Origin of the sequence: Myxococcus sp. XM-1-1-1, from assembly GCF_020037095.1 — a bacterium.
Lineage (GTDB): Bacteria > Myxococcota > Myxococcia > Myxococcales > Myxococcaceae > Myxococcus > Myxococcus fulvus.
In genome coordinates this window covers 427,368-442,039 of record NZ_JAIQDH010000001.1, presented here as the reverse complement: position 1 = coordinate 442,039, position 14,672 = coordinate 427,368, and the positions used below count along the sequence as shown (strand labels likewise).

Genomic DNA, 14,672 nt, shown 5'->3' with positions numbered 1-14,672 from the left:
CTCAGGCGCCCTGGCTGAGGTGGTCGAAGAGCCCTTCGGGGTCGATGACGGCCACATCCCGGGGGCCGCTCTTGGCGGGGCCTCTCAGGTGGACCTGGACGCCCGCGGAGCCCAGGGGCTCGAGCGCTCCCGTCACCGGGGAGACGCCGGCCACCGTGGTCGCCGTCAGGGCGAGGGTGCCGCGCGGCAGCCGCACGAGGACGGCCCGCCGCGAGGACTGGCTGGCGCCGCCCACCAGCAGGCCCATGTCCACCACCGGGATGACCTCTCCCCGGTGGGCGAACACACCCAGCAGGTGGGCTGGAGCCCCCGGTACCCGCGTGAGCTCGGGGAAGGTGACGACCTCCGCCGCGCTGTCCGCGGGTACCGCGTACCAGCTGCTACCGCAGGCGAAGACGAGATAGGACTGACGCGCTTCCGGCTCGTGGACGGCCATGTGGCGCCAAGCCTACCTCAGCCTCCACTAGCGCTGGAACTCGACCCGGCGGTTCTCGCTCCACGCCTCTTCGGAGGAGGCGTTGTTCACCGGGCGCGTCTCACCGTAGCCCACCGTCGTGACGGTGTTGGACTTGATGCCCAGGTCCGTCAGGTAGCGCTTGACGGCCGCCGCGCGGCGGTTGGAGAGCTGGAGGTTGTACTCCTCCGTGCCGCGCTCGTCGGCGTGGCCCGCCAGGGTCAGCTTGCCCGCCTGGCCCGTCTTCAGGCAGTTGGCCAGGTCCGACAGGCGCTGCTGGGCCTCGGAGTCCAGCGAGGACTCGTTGAAGCCGAAGCGGATGGGGCTCCAGTCGCACTTGTCCGCGGAGGCCGTCACGCAGCGGCCGGCGCTGCACTCCTGGCCGTCACCGCAGTCGGAGTTGGACGCGCACGTGTCCGTGGGGACCTGGCAGCGGCCGCCCTGGCACTTGCCACCGGACGGGCACGAGGAGTCGTCCTTGCACTGGGCCTCGGCGCACTTGCCGGCCTCGCAGATGCGGCCGTCACCGCACTGGTTGTCGACGGTGCACTCGGGCGGCTTGGGCGCGCACTTGTTGCCCTGGCAGGAGAAGCCCTCCTTGCAGTTGGCGTCGGTCGCGCACTCCTGGCACGTGCCCTGGACACAGACCTCGCCCTTCTCGGAGCAGGTCGAGTCGTCCTTGCAGTTGGGGTAGCTGGGGGGGCAGCCGGTCAGCACGGCCATGGCGAGGCCGAGACCCGCCCACAGAGAAATCCGACGCATCATTCCTCCCGAAATCATTGAAACGAAAGAAGCACCCGCAGGGGACGGGTAGTCGGGTCGCGTGTAGTCTCAGTCGCCGGGGTGAGTCAAAGCTTTTGTCCCTTTCGAGACACCCCTCCGCGCCCCGAAACCCTTGAATGTCCAAATATTTTCCGTGAGATTGTCGCTGTTGCCCGGGAGCGGCCGCGTGACGTGGTCCCCGGGCCGGGAGCGCCCCGCATGCCCGCATCCGTGCTCATCGTCGATGACGAGAAGAACATCCTGCTGACCCTGAGCCAGTCGTTGCAGCTTGCGGGATATCAGACACATCTGGCGGCCAGCGGGCAGGTGGCGCTCGACGTGGTGAGCGCGCGGCCGGTGGACGCGGTGTTGATGGACGTGAAGATGCCGGACATGGATGGGCTGACGGCGCTCGCCCGGCTCACGGAGCTGCGGCCCGAGCTGCCCGTCATCATGATGTCGGGGCACGGCACCATCGACACGGCGGTGAAGGCGACGCAGCTGGGGGCGCGCGACTTCCTGGAGAAGCCCATCGCGCGGGAGCGGCTGCTGGTCGCGCTGCGCAACGTGCTCAAGCACCAGGCGGCGATGGAGGAGCTGCGCGAGCTGCGCGAGCAGCTGGGGCGCTACGACATGGTGGGCAGCGGCCCGGCCATGCAGCGCATCTTCTCGCTCATCCAGCGCACGGCGCCGTCCGAGGGGCGGGTGCTCATCACCGGTGAGAACGGCACGGGCAAGGAGCTCATCGCCCGGGCGCTGCACCAGAACTCGCGGCGCAAGGCGTCGCCGTTCGTGAAGCTCAACTGCGCGGCGGTGCCGCACGAGCTCATCGAGAGCGAGCTGTTCGGCCACGAGAAGGGCGCGTTCACGGGGGCGGTGAGCGTGCGCCGCGGCAAGTTCGAGCTGGCGCACGAGGGGACCTTGTTCCTCGACGAGATTGGCGACATGCCGCCGGCCATGCAGGCCAAGCTGCTCAGGGTCCTCCAGGAGGGGGAACTGGAGCGGGTGGGCGGCGCGGAGACGCTCAAGGTGGACGTGCGCGTCATCGCCGCGACGAACAAGAACCTGGAGCAGGAGATTGGCGCGGGGCGCTTCCGCGAGGATTTGTACTACCGCATCAACGTCGTGCAGATTCACTCACCGCCCCTGCGTGAGCGGCGCGAGGACCTGCCGGACCTCATCGGCACCTTCCTGAGCGAGGCCTGCGCGAAGAACGGGCGGCGGCCGTTGACGCTGTCCCCGGACGCGCTGGCGGTGATGAGCGCCTACGACTACCCCGGCAACGTGCGCGAGCTGCGCAACCTGGTCGAGCGGCTGGCCATCCTGTGCGAGGGCCCCGTCGTCACGCGCGCGGACGCGCTGGAGCTGCTGCCCCGGGGACGCGGCGTCGTGCCGCCTCCGATGGAGACGGTGGCCGCGCCGGCGCCCACGCTGGACTCGGCGGTGGTGGCCGCGGCGAGCACGCCCGCGCACGCGCTGGTGGCGCCCCCTCCCCCGACGTCGGCACCGGCCCCCGTGGTGGGCTTCAAGCCCCGCGCGGACAAGACCTTCCGCGAGCAGGTGGAGGACGCCGAGCGGGAGATCATCCTCTACGTGCTGGCCCATACCCACGACAACGTCACGGAGGCCGCCCGGCTCCTGGACCTGGAGCGGGGCCACTTCTACAAGAAGATGAAGGCCCTGGGCCTCCGGCGCGGCCAATCCGAGACGTAACCCCAAGCGTCGTCACAAATGTTTCAGCGCCACCATGCTGAAACATTTCCAAACACACTGTTGTCTCAAGCCCCTCGCGCGACGCCTTGGGGCCCCGCGGACATGCCCACCAGTTGGGCGATGAACTCGCGGCGGCTGCGGACCCTGGCCTTGGTGAAGATGGCCTTCAGGTGGTCCTGCACCGTCGCCGGAGTGATGGCCAGCGTCCGCGCGATGGTGTCCGTGGTGTGCCCCTGGGCCACCAGGATGGCCACGTCCTGCTCACGGGCCGTCAGCCCCAGGCTCATCAGGGCCATGGGCAACACCTCCGCGGGCGTGGCGGGCGCCACGACGATGGCGACCTGCCCGTCCGGACGCCCCTCCAGCAGGGACGCATGCAGCGTGAGCCACTGCCCCGTGCGCGTCCTCACCCTGGAGCGCGACGGCACGTCCCTGCGCCCCGCCGCGCCCAGGCCCCGGGCATGCTCGGCCACGGTGATGACCCCGGACGGCACCCCCGTCGACGACGGTGACGTCTCCGCGAGCTCCGCCAGCACCGCCTCCGCCCTCGGGTCCGCCGACATCAACTGCCCCCGGGGCCCCAGCACCGCAATGCCCGGCAGCGGCTGCCCCTCCCCCTTCGGCACCGTGCCCTGGTACGAGCGCCACAACATCTGCCCGATGTGCGCGGAGAAGCGCTCCATCATCCCCAGCTCCCGCTCCGTGTAGGGCCCCCGGTCCGTCGCGCGGAGGAACGTCGCCGCGCCCCAACACCCCGAGGGCAAGTCGAAGTTCACCCGAAGCTCGTCCCCGAAGCCGAAGGGCGCGATGAGCTCGCGGTAGCGCGCGCTCTCGTCGAGCTTCTCCCCCGCCGCCCTCCGCAACGAGCCCACCCGCTGCCCGGACGCCCGCAGCCCCGCGAACGTCAAGGGCTCCGGCGCCCACAACTCCAGATACGCCGCCCGCTCGAACCCCCGCGGGTCCAGGTTCTCCATCACCGTCGACGTCACCAGCCCCGTCGCCGGGTCCGTGCCATGCCAACAACTCGCATCCACTCCCAGGGGCTCGCGAAGCAAGACATTCAGCCGCGTGAACAACTCCCCCAAGGGGAGCTCCGCTTCGGACAGCTCACGCAAGGCGCCCAACAACTCTCGCTCCATCCGGGAACGCGTCACCATTCCCTGACAATATCCAGCCCAGACAAGAATTCCCCACTTTTCTGGGATAGACGCGCCCGACGGGGCCAACGCACCCTGTCGGCAATCCCTGTCCCTCGTGGAGGAGCCGTGCGCAATCACCCCCGTGGTCGCGTGACGATTCGCGTTGTCGCCCGGAGTGCGACCTTGGCGCTCTGCGCGTCTGTCCCCGCGGATGTGAGCCCCCTGACAGTCCTGCATCAACAACAACAGCAATACTGCATGAAGCCAGCCATCGGGACTCCCGGCGGCAATGTCAGCGCCGCGCCTTGTCATGCCTCGGGGCTCGACTGGGAATTCGAGCCGGTGCGGGGAACCCAGGCCCACCGGGAGCGCATCCGGAATGGAAGTTTCTGTCTGGGTGCTCGCGGGCGACGTCTGGTCTCCGCGCCCTGTGATGACAGTCTCGAGCAGCAATGGGTCATCACCCCGTTCGAGACACCCGGCGCCCCTCCGCCTCCGGGGTTCCGGGGCATCCAGCTGAAGAGCGCCGCGACGGGGGAATGCGTGGAGGGGGCGCCGGAGCCCGTGGGAGGGGCGCGCATCCGCCTCCACCCGGAATGTCAGCCGCACCCCTCGCAGCAATGGAACGTCCATCGCTCGGTGTTCGAGCGGCTCCTCGTGGAAGCGCCCCCCGAGGCCCCCCGCGCCCCGCGACGAGCACTCCTGGCGTCCGGCCAGAGCGAGCGCCTCCAGTTCTACGCGGACGAGGGCCGCACCCTCCTGGTGGGATGGCGCGGCAGGGATTGCCTCGGTGCCCAGACATCCTGGGGCGTGTCGTCCCCCCATGAGACGCGCGTGACGGCCCCCTGCCCACGCGAGGCAGGGGCCCTGGAGTGACGGCTCAGAGCGGGTCGGCCGTCGCGCAGCTCGGCGACGCGCTCTCCGCCACCTGACGCGTCAAGGACTTGCGGCTCGCGTCGGTGAACGGGGACACGCCCATCACCAGACACGTTCGGTAGAGCAGCGCCTTGCTCGCGGGGAAGGCGTCGATGGCCGTGCCGAAGTCGTTGTTGAAGTACACCGAGGTGAACGCCGAGCCGTAGAACGGGCTGGAGCCCCAGGCGAACTTCTTGCCCGTCACGCCCGTGGCCGCGTTGAGCCCGCTGTACTGCGCGGACTGGAACGGCCACTCGCCCGCGGAGAAGCCGTCGCTCAGCAGCGCCCGCCCCGTGGCGGCCTTCGTCGCGCCGTTGTTGGTGCTGTAGCCGCCGTAGACCAACCCCGCGTCCTGGCCCAGCTTCAGCTCGACCAGGCCCAGCTCGTACAACACGCCCGTGCCCGAGTGGCGCGCGAGCAGCGCGTGGTACTTGCGCGTGGCGCCGATGGGCTCGTTCCACGTCCAGTTCGCCTGGGTGGTCAGCACACCCGCCACCGGTGCCTGCGTGGTGAAGTGGTTGCGCGTGTCGCCCCACTGCACGTTGCTCAGCGGCGCCTGCGGGTCGGCGTCCGCGAACTCGACGACACCGTAGGGGCCTCGCATGTCGAACGAGAACTGCCCCGCCGTCGCCTCGCCCAGGTCCAGCCGGATGTCCAGGCGCGGGAAGTCGACGCCCTTCTGGAAGACCCAGCGCAGGGTGAGCGGCACCAGGAACTTCTGGTGGGACGCGGTGGCGGCCGGCGTCGCCGCGGTGACGTCCGCCATGGCCACCCGGGTGCCCCACTTCGGATAGGTCGTCGTGAAGGTGTGGCTGGCGGAGGTGCTCGCCGGGAGGATGGACGAGGGGACACCCCGCACCGCGAAGCCATACCCGAGCGGCGAGTCGTCCTCGCCGTTCAGCCCCGCGATGGTGCCGGACGCGCCGTTGTCGAACTGGCGGTACAGCTCATGGCCCACGAAGTAGCCGAAGCCGCGCTCGCCGCCGCCCGTGCCATCCACCGTCACCGTGCGCCAGTCGGCGCCCGCGGCGACCTGATAGGTCATCTGGACCGCGTACCCGCCATTGCCCGCGGCGGTCTGCCGCTTCAGCGACAACGTCCTCGGGCGCCCCTTCGAGTCCGTCCACGTGTAGCGGTCCACGTCGACGCCCCCCACCACGGCGGACTCGCGAGAGACACCGTCCCCCTGCTCGAAGGCGGGCACCTCGGGCCCCGCGTCCGGGGTGCCCGCGTCCGGCGTCCCCGCGTCACCACCGCCGGCATCCGGGCTGCCCGCATCGTCCTTCGAGTCACTGGAGCCGCAGGCACACAGACACAGCGCCGTCGCCAGGAGCGTCACCTCGAGCCACCGCTGATTCATTCGCATCCGTCGCGGTTATCACGCCTCACGGTGCGTCGACATCCGCCGACCGGGACGTGAAGAAATACACGCAGCGCCCGAAGGAATCCCGCCCTCGACGTTGCGCGCGGCGCCCGTCTTCGAGGGCAGCCTGACGCCCTACCCCAAGACCTACAACCAGAGCACCTGTCCCTGAACCTCACGCGCTTCGAGCACGGCTGACCTCGGCCCTGCTCGACGTGCTCACGGCACGCCGAGCAGGCGCAGCCCCGCCGCGGTCGCCGCCGCGGCCACCACCACCGCGATGAAGGGCAGCCGCAGACACGCGAGCACCGCGCCGACGAGCACCCCCGTCGGCCGGGCCCACCCGGCGAGGCCTCCCTGTGCCAGCAGCGTCGACGTGGCCACGAGCGCCGCCAGCATCGCGATGGTCGCCAGCGCCATCCGCTGCCGCACCCGCGCCGACAGCTTCAGCCGCTCGCTCAACAGCGGCCCCGCCACGCGAAAGCCATACGTCCCCAGGGCCAGCACCAGAATCGGCAGCAAGGTCATCGCAGCGCCACTCCCACGGCGAGAATCGACAGAATCACCGGCAGCCCCATGGGCAGCCACGGCGTCAGCACCAACGCGATGAGCGCGCCCACCAGCGCCACCTGGCGCGCCTTCGCCGCCCGCTCCCTCGCGCCCGCCTCCGCGTCCTGCTCCCGGGGCGGCAACAGCGATGGCAACAGCAGCGCGACCATGCACGCGGGGAACGCCGCGTCGAGCCCCAGCGACTCGGAGCTGCCCACCACGCGCCCCGCCCAGCCGCCCAGCACCACGCCCGTGTTCCACCCCACGAACAACATGCCACCGCACAACCAGTAGGCCGCCCGACGCCGTCCCGGCTCCCGCTGGGACAGGGCGAAGGCCACCGACTCGTCCACCATCAGGTGCGCGCCCAGCAGCCGCGTGGACCACCGCTTCCCCAACAGGTCCGCCACCGCCAACCCGAAGGGAAGATGCCGCGCGTTGAGCAACAGCCCCGCGACCACCGCCGCCGCCGGACTGCCCCCCGCCGCCACCATCCCCACCACCACGAACTGCGCGCCGCCCGCGAACACCACCACCGACATGAACAGCGCCATCCACACCGACATCCCCGCCGCCACCGCCAGCGCCCCGAACGACACCCCCACCACGCCCGACGCCAGCGCCACCGCCCCCACGTCCCGCACCAACACCCGGTCCACGTTCGCCATGCATCTCAATCTGGACAGAAGCCACCCGTTCGTCAATAAGAACGACCATGCCGTTAAAACGAACACCCAAGCCCCCTCGTCCGCTGGACGCCATCGCCGTCGCCCTGCGCCGGGAGCGTGAGCGCACGGACATGTCCCTGTCGGAGCTCGCGCGCCGCGCGGACATCTCCAAGTCCACGCTGTCGCAGCTGGAGTCGGGCGCCGGCAACCCGAGCATCGAGACGCTCTGGGCCCTGGCCGTGGCGCTGGGGGTGCCCTTCAGCCGGCTGGTGGACCCGCCCGCTCGCGAGGTGCGCGTCATCCGCGCGGGCGAGGGCGCCGCCATCCGCTCCGAGCAGGCCCACTTCACCGGCATCATGCTGTCCGCCTGCCCGCCCGGCGCACGACGCGACCTCTACGTCATCACCCTGGAGCCCGGCTCCGCCCGCCACGCCCAGGCCCACATCCCCGGCAGCGTCGAGCACCTCATCGTCAGCAAGGGACGGCTGCGCGCGGGCCCCTCGGACCACCCGGTGGAGCTGGCCCCGGGCGACTACGCCACCTTCCCCGGCGACGTGCCCCACCTCTACGAGGCCCTCGCCCCCCACACCGTCGCCGTCATGGTGATGGAGCACGTGTAGGCGGGTGAACCGCGACTCCGAATCCCTGGAATCTCGGAGCTGAACCGCCGGGCCAGACATGGGAGACTCCGGGGCGCATGAGTACGGCCCCCATCCTCGGAATCGACTTCGGGACCACCAACACGTCGGCGGCCTTCTTCGACAAGGCGGGCAAGCTGCGGCTGGTGCCGGTGACGGACAAGAGCTTCACGCTGCCCTCGGTGGTGTGGTTCCACGCGGCGGACAAGGCCATCGTCGGCCACGCGGCCCGGCGGCAGATCATCGACGACCCGCGGCACACCGTGTTCGGCGCCAAGCGCTTCCTGGGCCGACGCTACCAATCCGAGTACGTCACCCAGCACAAGGACAAGTACGCCTTCGAGCTGGTGGAGGCGCCGGACGGGTACACCGCGGTGACGATGTACGGCAAGCAGACGTCGCTGACGGACGTCACCCACCTGGTCATCAAGCAGATCCTCACCCTGGCCACGCACGCGGCCGGCGAGCCCTTCAAGGAGTGCGTGCTCACGGTGCCCGCGCACGCGAGCATCCGCCAGCGCGAGGCGGTGCGGCAGGCCGCCGAGATGTGCGGCCTCAACGTGCGCGCCATCATCAACGAGCCGACGGCGGCGGCGCTCTACTACGCCAACCTGCGCAACCCCGAGCAGACGGTGATGGTGTTCGACCTGGGCGGCGGCACGTTCGACGCCACGCTGCTGGCGGTGCAGAACCGGGTGGTGAAGGTGCTCGCGACGGGCGGCGACGCGTTCCTGGGCGGCGCCAACTTCGACGAGCGCATCGTGGAGCTGCTGGTGGCGGACTTCCAGCGCCAGCACGGGTTGGACCTGCGCGGCAACCAGGTGGTGATGCAGCGGCTGGTCTTCGCCGCCGAGTCCGCGAAGATGGCGCTCAGCACGCGCGAGTCCACGGTGCTCCGCGTCCCCTGCATCGCGCAGAAGGACGGCGGCTTCATCGACTTCGACTACACGCTGACGCGCAAGCAGCTGGAGGAGATGGTGTTCCAGCTCATCGAGCGCACCGCGTCCGCGTGCGACGACGTGCTGGAGCGCGCCAGGCTCAAGGCGGAGCACATCGACGAGTTGGTGCTGGTGGGCGGCCAGACGCGCATGCCCGTCATCCGGCAGCGCTTCTCCCACTTCAAGCGGCTGTCCTCCGACAAGGAGGTCAACCCGGAGCTGGGCGTGGCGGTGGGCGCGGCCATCCTCGGGCGCAACCTGGCGCGCGGAATCACGGGCCTGTCGGACGTGGTGCCCATGCCCATCGGCATCATGGTGCCCGGCGGCGCCCAGCACGAGGTCATCCCCGCCAACACCCCCGTGCCCGCGACGAAGTCCGTGACGCTGGAGCTGCCCCTCATCCCCGGCCCCATCTCCGTCGCCCTGTTCGAGTCGCTCGACACCACCACCGTGGACCGAGAGCTGCTCGGCACCGTGCGCATCGACCTGGACTGGCGCACCACGCACAAGGGGCCCACCACCCTGGAGCTGCGCATGGGCCAGGACTTCGTCCTCGCCGCGGCCCTCGTCTCGCCCCAGGGCACCCGCCACCCGCTGCCGATTACCGATTTGCGCGCCCCCAAGCGCGCGTCCTGAGCCAGCCCGGGCGGGGAGCAGCTGTCCCCGCCTCCCACCCGGCGCTGACGACGTGGGCTACGTGCAGTTGCCGTTGTAGCCGGGGCCTCCGAAGTAGAAGTACCGGCCCCAGCCGCCCGGGTTGCTGGACTGGCTGATGTCGTAGCAGTTGCTGTCGTTGCGCCACGCGCTCAGCGAGGTGGGCTCACGATAGACATTGCCCGTGTCCACATAGAGGATGTTGCGGGTGTACGCGGCGTGGCTCCAGCCCGCGCCCGGGTACGCGCCGCTGCCCATGTCCGTGGACGTGTGGAGGTTGAGGTTGCGGTTGTCGATGATTTCGCCGCCGAAATCGATGACGTCCGCCCGGTCCGCCAGGCCCGCCGCGTCGAAGCGCGCGCGCGGGTAGTAGCCCACCCACGTGTCCTGGAACTTCAGCCACCAGGCGCCCGTGGTGCCGTCCTTGAACCACATCAACTTGAACTCGTACTGGGCGCCGCCGGCGACGCTGTAGTTGTCGAAGCCTCCGCCGATGAAGACGGACGTGTTCGTCTGCACGAACGCGCCACAGCTCAGGTTGTAGCAACCCCCGCTGCCGTAGTTGTCCGGCGTGAAGTAGATGAAGAGGCGCGAGCGGTCATCGCCGTAGAGGTCGCGGTAGCGCTGCCAGCCGACCTCCACCGTCTCCAGCGATGCGCCCGAGCCGCGCACCACCCACATCTGCGACAGGCTGAACTCGCTGCTCAGCTCCGTGTACGGGCTCCACAGGTTGAAGATGGCCTCCGCGCCCATGTTGTTCACCCACTGGGACGTGTGCGCGTACTGGTGCAGGTCCGTGGGGCCCGCGCGCAGGGACGGCGTGGGCGCCTGCTCGGAGCGCCGCTTGCCCGTCTCCACGGAGACGTTGCCCGTCAGGTGGCTGGGAATCTTGCGGCGGAAGTCGTCCAGCGACTCGAAGCGCTTGAGCGTGTCGAGCGTCAGCTTGACGATGGGCACGCTGCCTTCCGGGCAGCGCCTGCGCGCGCCCGTGGCGTCCAGCTCGTCCGCGCGGCCCTCCAGCGTCGCGGGCTCGGCGCGCCACTTCGCCGCGAGCGAGTCCCCCGGCGCCACCGGCCGCTCCGGACGCGCGATGGGCTCGGTGCCCGGCGCCAGCTGGATTCGGTGGTTCTCCATGCCCGGCTGACGCAGCGCGGGCTGCGCGTACAGCGGCACGCAGTCGATGGCCTCGCCGCCGCGACTGGTGAAGCGATGCACCACGTCCTTCTCGTCATAGAGCGACTCGGCGTAGGCCTTCATCCGGGCCAGCTCCGCCGTGTCCCGCACGCGCTCAACCAGCGCCGTGCTTCCCGTGGCCTCGGGGGCGGCGACCTCGGGCTCCGCGACACCTCCGCACGCCAGCGCGCCCAGCATCACTCCCGACACCGAGCCCAGACGCCAGCCACGCGACGACCTTCGCTGCTCGTTCATGCAATGCCCCTCTTGGTTGGTGCAATGCCCGGCCTGTTTCGTGGCGAGGCATGGAATGAACGCCTGTCATGGAATCCTTCGTTTGGAGCCTTTCATGTCTCACGAGGGGAGGTGCGGACACGCAGGAGGAGCAACGGCGGGATGGGAAGATTGGCGCGGGACTGGAGTCCGAGCCGGGGCTGAGTGTCGGGGCTTGGACATCCGTCCCGAGGACGTCAGCCCGCACGGGGCGTCCCAGCCAGACTCGGGACCATGACCTCTCTCAATCCCTTGCATCGTGTCGTGGTGGCGGTGGTCCTGGCGGTGGCGGCACTCTGGGCCTGTGGTGACGAGCCCAAGGCGGCGTCTCGAATAGACGCCGCCGCGTCCACGGATGCACCGGCGTGCGCCTTCGTCGACAACACGCCGCCCGACGTCGCCCGGCGGTTGGAGGGCGCGGTGCTGACGCCGCTCGGGGCCGCGCGAAACCACGAGGAGGACGGGAAGAGAATCTCCACCCTCTCCGTCCGCGTGGAGTTTCCCACCGCCTCGCACTCGGCCTCGAACGTGCCTCCCGTCGTGATTCCCGGAGGCGAGGGGACCATCATCTGCACGGGGACCTGCACGGGCGGGAACGGGTGCCCTCCTCCCACGGGTTGCGTCGCCGTTCCGACGGGATGCTCGCAGCTCAACTGCGGCTTCTGCGACGGGGGCTGCTCCAAGACGACGATCTTCATCCCGTCCGATGCCGGCACCTCCGATGCGGGAGCGTCGGACTCGGGCACTCCGGACGCGGGGCCGCCGAACCTCCAGTAGTCGCAGGCTCGCGCCGCGCGTCGACAGGGACGGCGCGGCGCGGGCGGACGCCTCCGCTCAGGCGCCTTCCGCGCGCGAAATGAGCTCCTGGACCATGGGCTCCAGCCAGGCACCGCGCTCGATGATGTTCATGTGCATGGTGTTGGGCAGCACGGCCAGCTTCGAGCCGGGGATGAGCCGGTACATCTCCGCCGCGTGCTCCAGGCGGGTGAAGTCGTTGTCGCCGAGCGCGAGCAGCACCGGCGCGCGGATGCCGTTGAGCTGCGCCGTGCTCCACCCCTTCCACTCGGTCAGCAGGGTGTTGAGTCGGGCCAGCACGGACTCGAAGCTGGACGGGTCCGGGTTGTACTTGTCGAAGTTCGCCTTCCACGACACGAAGTCCGCCTCGGTGGGAAGGAGCGGAATCAGCTCGGGCGAGGGCACGTGCGTCGGGTCTCGCTGCATCTTCACCAGCTCGGGCAGCATGCCCTCGAGCGTGTACGTGACGCTCAGGAGCGTGGCGCTGGCCACGACCTCGGGATGGTGGACGCACACGCCCGTGGCGATCATCCCGCCCAGGCTGTGGCCCAGCAGGTGGGCCCGCTTCACGCCGAGGTGCGCGAGCACGCCCACGACGTCCTTCACCATGCGCTCCAGCTGGATGGGGCCCGGCCTGTCTCCCGTGTGGCCATGCCCCTGCATCTCCATGGCGATGACGGGGCGGCTCCGGGCGAAGCGCGGGAGCAGGTCCTTCGTGAAGGCCGTCTCGATGGCCAGCATTCCGCCCGGCAGCAGGACGAGGGGCGTCTTGCCTCCTTCGAGCGGGCCTCCGTGGACCTCGAAATAGACCTTCAGGTCGTCGACGGTGGCGTAGCCACCCTGCTGCGGCTTCGTGTTCATGGCGTGTCCCCGGCAAGAGAGTCCAAGACTCGCGACACACGCGGCCCCGGCCCCCAGGATGAAACGGCGGCTGAGACCTTCCCGACCCCGGTCCTTCATCGCGAATCCTCCGATGTGTTCGACTTCAGGAGGCGAACGAACGGGGCCCGCGCATTTCGACAGGGGATTTATTTTCCCGCGGCTACGCGGCCACCCGCTCCACGCAGGCCGGCACGTCGTTCGTGGGGGAGTTGACCACGCGCGCCACCTCGTAGGCGTCCAGGCCGTCGTCCGCCACGGGCACCAGCAGGGGCAGCAGGACGGAGGACTCCTGGGGCTCGGGGCGCAGCCACACCTCCTGGGCCGGGGGCGGCAGGATGACGGGCATCCGGTCATGGATGGGCGCCATCAACGCGTTGGGGCCGGTGGTGATGATGGTGCAGGTGCGCAGCACCTCGCCGGTGTCCTGCGCCGTCCACTCCTCCCACAGCCCCGCGAGCGCCAGGGGCTTGCCGTCCGCGCGGTGGAAGTAGAAGGGCGTCTTCGGCTTCGTGGACTGCTTCCACTCGAACCAGCCGTCCACCAGCACCAGGCACCGACGACGCTTGAGCGCGCTGCGGAAGCTGGGCTTCTCCGCCACCGTCTCCCCGCGCGCGTTGATGAGCTTGTTGCCGATGCTCGCGTCCTTCGCCCACGAGGGGATGAGCCCCCAGCGGAAGGCGTCCAGCATCCGCGCTCCGTCATTGGGCACCACGGGCATCAGCTGCGTGGGCGCCAGGTTGAAGCGGGGGCGGTCCACCGCCATGCGAATGCCGGCGAGGCCCAGCTCCACCACGAGCTGATCAGGAGAGGTCCGAACGGTGACACGGCCGCACATGGGTGGGGAGTATCACCTCGTCCGGAGGCGGACCCAAGCAACTCATGCGTGGCACCGGCGCTCGCTCGCCGTCCGGCGGTGCGCGAGGGGCCCGGGAATGAACGTTCGTCCTCGAGTCACCAGAAGAGGCGCCCCGGGAAGACACGGGCCGGGCGGCTTGAACTACATACGCGGGCCATGAACCGCCTGACCCGCCTGTCCGTCTGCGTCGCCGCCTCGCTCGTCGCCTGCACCGAGCGCACCGCCACTCCCGCCGGGCCCCTGGACGCGGGGGCTCCCGCCTCGGCGGTGGCACCCTCCCAGCCTGTCGTCCCCGACTCCCCTCCCGTCGCTCCCGGTACGGCGGGGGACGCGGTGGACCTGGCCGACGCGGGCACGCATGACGCGGGCCCGGGTGACGCAGGAGAGCTCGCGCGGGCCTCGGGTGGCACGGACTGCTCCGCGGCGAAGCTGAAGGCCTCCACGAAGGCCGCGCCGAAGCCGCCCCTGCCTCCCGCGGTGGAGAGCATGCGCACCCGCATCATCGCCGCCGCGCGGGCGTGTGACTACGCGGAGCTGGGCAGGCTGGTGGACGAGAAGGGCAAGAGCGTGCGCTTCAGCTTCGGCCCCGACGAGGACGCGGTGGCGTTCTGGAAGCAGGAGGAGGCGAAGGGCGAGCCTACCCTCGCGCGCATCGTCCAGGTGCTGGAGCTGCCCTACGCCCAGGAGGGAGACCTCTACTACTGGCCCTCCGTGCACATCACCGGCTTCAAGACGGAGAAGGACGTGAAGATGCTCGCCGGCGTCTACCCGAAGGCCGACCTCGAGAGCATGCGCAAGGAGCTGGGCAGCTACCTGGGCCTGCGCGTCGGCATCGACAAGGACGGGGACTGGCAGCTCGCGGTCGCGGGCGACTGAGCCCGGCGCTCCACCACTCGCCGC

15 protein-coding genes are annotated in these 14,672 nt (G+C 70.1%); 6 read left to right on the top strand and 9 right to left on the bottom strand.

The genetic code is table 11. The annotated features are described in order from the left end of the window. Position 1 precedes the first annotated feature (1 nt). Together K8640_RS01785 and K8640_RS01780 are read right to left on the bottom strand one after the other, a co-directional pair. Entirely contained in the window at positions 2 to 436 is a 435-nt protein-coding gene (locus tag K8640_RS01785) for a chemotaxis protein CheW (protein WP_046715198.1), read from the bottom strand. A gap of 27 nt (positions 437 to 463) precedes the next feature. After that, complete coding sequence (locus tag K8640_RS01780) at positions 464 to 1,216, bottom strand: OmpA family protein (protein WP_141332153.1); 753 nt, start codon at positions 1,214 to 1,216, stop codon at positions 464 to 466. A 219-nt stretch (positions 1,217 to 1,435) separates the two neighbouring features. Here K8640_RS01780 and K8640_RS01775 point away from each other — a divergent pair, with 219 nt between their 5' ends. Then, positions 1,436 to 2,929: a sigma-54 dependent transcriptional regulator gene (locus tag K8640_RS01775; protein WP_223745495.1), complete on the top strand. Its 1,494-nt coding sequence runs from the start codon at positions 1,436 to 1,438 to the stop codon at positions 2,927 to 2,929. A gap of 65 nt (positions 2,930 to 2,994) precedes the next feature. Here K8640_RS01775 and K8640_RS01770 read toward each other — a convergent pair whose 3' ends face one another. Continuing rightward, positions 2,995 to 4,086 (bottom strand): response regulator transcription factor, encoded by a 1,092-nt coding sequence (locus tag K8640_RS01770; protein WP_223745494.1) that lies wholly within the window; start codon positions 4,084 to 4,086, stop codon positions 2,995 to 2,997. Between the two features lie 240 nt (positions 4,087 to 4,326). Here K8640_RS01770 and K8640_RS01765 point away from each other — a divergent pair, with 240 nt between their 5' ends. Then, positions 4,327 to 4,944 (top strand): RICIN domain-containing protein, encoded by a 618-nt coding sequence (locus K8640_RS01765; protein ID WP_223745493.1) that lies wholly within the window; start codon positions 4,327 to 4,329, stop codon positions 4,942 to 4,944. Positions 4,945 to 4,948: 4 nt separating this feature from the next. Here the strand turns inward: K8640_RS01765 and K8640_RS01760 are convergent, their stop codons facing one another. The 3 genes from K8640_RS01760 to K8640_RS01750 all read right to left on the bottom strand — a co-directional run bounded on the left by K8640_RS01760 (position 4,949) and on the right by K8640_RS01750 (position 7,563). Continuing rightward, positions 4,949 to 6,349 carry a hypothetical protein gene (locus tag K8640_RS01760; protein WP_223745492.1) on the bottom strand — a complete coding sequence of 467 codons (1,401 nt, stop codon included), beginning with the start codon at positions 6,347 to 6,349 and terminating at the stop codon, positions 4,949 to 4,951. A 216-nt stretch (positions 6,350 to 6,565) separates the two neighbouring features. Beyond that, a complete protein-coding gene (locus K8640_RS01755; protein WP_223745491.1) occupies positions 6,566 to 6,874 on the bottom strand; it encodes an AzlD domain-containing protein in 309 nt (102 codons plus the stop codon). Beyond that, positions 6,871 to 7,563, bottom strand: a complete 693-nt coding sequence (locus K8640_RS01750) for an AzlC family ABC transporter permease (protein ID WP_223745490.1) — start codon at positions 7,561 to 7,563, stop codon at positions 6,871 to 6,873. The genes K8640_RS01755 and K8640_RS01750 overlap by 4 nt, the downstream gene beginning before the upstream one ends. Before the next feature lie 47 nt (positions 7,564 to 7,610). On the opposite strand from K8640_RS01750, the gene K8640_RS01745 reads away from it, so the two are divergent. Further along, the gene (locus K8640_RS01745) at positions 7,611 to 8,183 is read left to right on the top strand and encodes a helix-turn-helix domain-containing protein (RefSeq protein ID WP_223745489.1); all 573 of its coding nucleotides are present in this window, start codon (positions 7,611 to 7,613) and stop codon (positions 8,181 to 8,183) included. A 77-nt stretch (positions 8,184 to 8,260) separates the two neighbouring features. Continuing rightward, the gene (locus K8640_RS01740) at positions 8,261 to 9,775 is read left to right on the top strand and encodes an Hsp70 family protein (protein ID WP_223745488.1); all 1,515 of its coding nucleotides are present in this window, start codon (positions 8,261 to 8,263) and stop codon (positions 9,773 to 9,775) included. 57 nt (positions 9,776 to 9,832) lie between these two features. On the opposite strand, the gene K8640_RS01735 is transcribed toward K8640_RS01740, so the two are convergent. After that, positions 9,833 to 11,221, bottom strand: a complete 1,389-nt coding sequence (locus tag K8640_RS01735; protein WP_223745487.1) for a neprosin family prolyl endopeptidase — start codon at positions 11,219 to 11,221, stop codon at positions 9,833 to 9,835. A gap of 252 nt (positions 11,222 to 11,473) precedes the next feature. Between K8640_RS01735 and K8640_RS01730 the strand changes: the two genes are divergently transcribed. Then, the gene (locus tag K8640_RS01730; protein ID WP_223745486.1) at positions 11,474 to 12,016 is read left to right on the top strand and encodes a hypothetical protein; all 543 of its coding nucleotides are present in this window, start codon (positions 11,474 to 11,476) and stop codon (positions 12,014 to 12,016) included. A gap of 57 nt (positions 12,017 to 12,073) precedes the next feature. Here the strand turns inward: K8640_RS01730 and K8640_RS01725 are convergent, their stop codons facing one another. Next, positions 12,074 to 12,895 (bottom strand): alpha/beta fold hydrolase, encoded by an 822-nt coding sequence (locus tag K8640_RS01725; protein ID WP_223745485.1) that lies wholly within the window; start codon positions 12,893 to 12,895, stop codon positions 12,074 to 12,076. A 181-nt stretch (positions 12,896 to 13,076) separates the two neighbouring features. Next, the gene (locus tag K8640_RS01720; protein WP_223745484.1) at positions 13,077 to 13,751 is read right to left on the bottom strand and encodes an SOS response-associated peptidase; all 675 of its coding nucleotides are present in this window, start codon (positions 13,749 to 13,751) and stop codon (positions 13,077 to 13,079) included. A 177-nt stretch (positions 13,752 to 13,928) separates the two neighbouring features. Here K8640_RS01720 and K8640_RS01715 point away from each other — a divergent pair, with 177 nt between their 5' ends. Then, positions 13,929 to 14,648 carry a hypothetical protein gene (locus tag K8640_RS01715; protein WP_223745483.1) on the top strand — a complete coding sequence of 240 codons (720 nt, stop codon included), beginning with the start codon at positions 13,929 to 13,931 and terminating at the stop codon, positions 14,646 to 14,648. The last annotated feature ends 24 nt before the right edge of the window (positions 14,649 to 14,672 follow it).

What these genes read in the sequence shown, in the direction of transcription:
- K8640_RS01775 (WP_223745495.1), top strand. Translation starts at nt 1,436, where the DNA reads ATGCCCGCATCCGTGCTCATCGTCGATGACGAGAAGAACATCCTGCTG.
- K8640_RS01735 (WP_223745487.1), bottom strand. Translation starts at nt 11,221, where the DNA reads ATGAACGAGCAGCGAAGGTCGTCGCGTGGCTGGCGTCTGGGCTCGGTG.
- K8640_RS01750 (WP_223745490.1), bottom strand. Translation starts at nt 7,563, where the DNA reads ATGGCGAACGTGGACCGGGTGTTGGTGCGGGACGTGGGGGCGGTGGCG.
- K8640_RS01730 (WP_223745486.1), top strand. Translation starts at nt 11,474, where the DNA reads ATGACCTCTCTCAATCCCTTGCATCGTGTCGTGGTGGCGGTGGTCCTG.
- K8640_RS01715 (WP_223745483.1), top strand. Translation starts at nt 13,929, where the DNA reads ATGAACCGCCTGACCCGCCTGTCCGTCTGCGTCGCCGCCTCGCTCGTC.
- K8640_RS01780 (WP_141332153.1), bottom strand. Translation starts at nt 1,216, where the DNA reads ATGCGTCGGATTTCTCTGTGGGCGGGTCTCGGCCTCGCCATGGCCGTG.
- K8640_RS01745 (WP_223745489.1), top strand. Translation starts at nt 7,611, where the DNA reads ATGCCGTTAAAACGAACACCCAAGCCCCCTCGTCCGCTGGACGCCATC.
- K8640_RS01770 (WP_223745494.1), bottom strand. Translation starts at nt 4,086, where the DNA reads ATGGTGACGCGTTCCCGGATGGAGCGAGAGTTGTTGGGCGCCTTGCGT.
- K8640_RS01765 (WP_223745493.1), top strand. Translation starts at nt 4,327, where the DNA reads ATGAAGCCAGCCATCGGGACTCCCGGCGGCAATGTCAGCGCCGCGCCT.
- K8640_RS01740 (WP_223745488.1), top strand. Translation starts at nt 8,261, where the DNA reads ATGAGTACGGCCCCCATCCTCGGAATCGACTTCGGGACCACCAACACG.
- K8640_RS01785 (WP_046715198.1), bottom strand. Translation starts at nt 436, where the DNA reads ATGGCCGTCCACGAGCCGGAAGCGCGTCAGTCCTATCTCGTCTTCGCC.
- K8640_RS01725 (WP_223745485.1), bottom strand. Translation starts at nt 12,895, where the DNA reads ATGAACACGAAGCCGCAGCAGGGTGGCTACGCCACCGTCGACGACCTG.
- K8640_RS01760 (WP_223745492.1), bottom strand. Translation starts at nt 6,349, where the DNA reads ATGCGAATGAATCAGCGGTGGCTCGAGGTGACGCTCCTGGCGACGGCG.
- K8640_RS01755 (WP_223745491.1), bottom strand. Translation starts at nt 6,874, where the DNA reads ATGACCTTGCTGCCGATTCTGGTGCTGGCCCTGGGGACGTATGGCTTT.
- K8640_RS01720 (WP_223745484.1), bottom strand. Translation starts at nt 13,751, where the DNA reads ATGTGCGGCCGTGTCACCGTTCGGACCTCTCCTGATCAGCTCGTGGTG.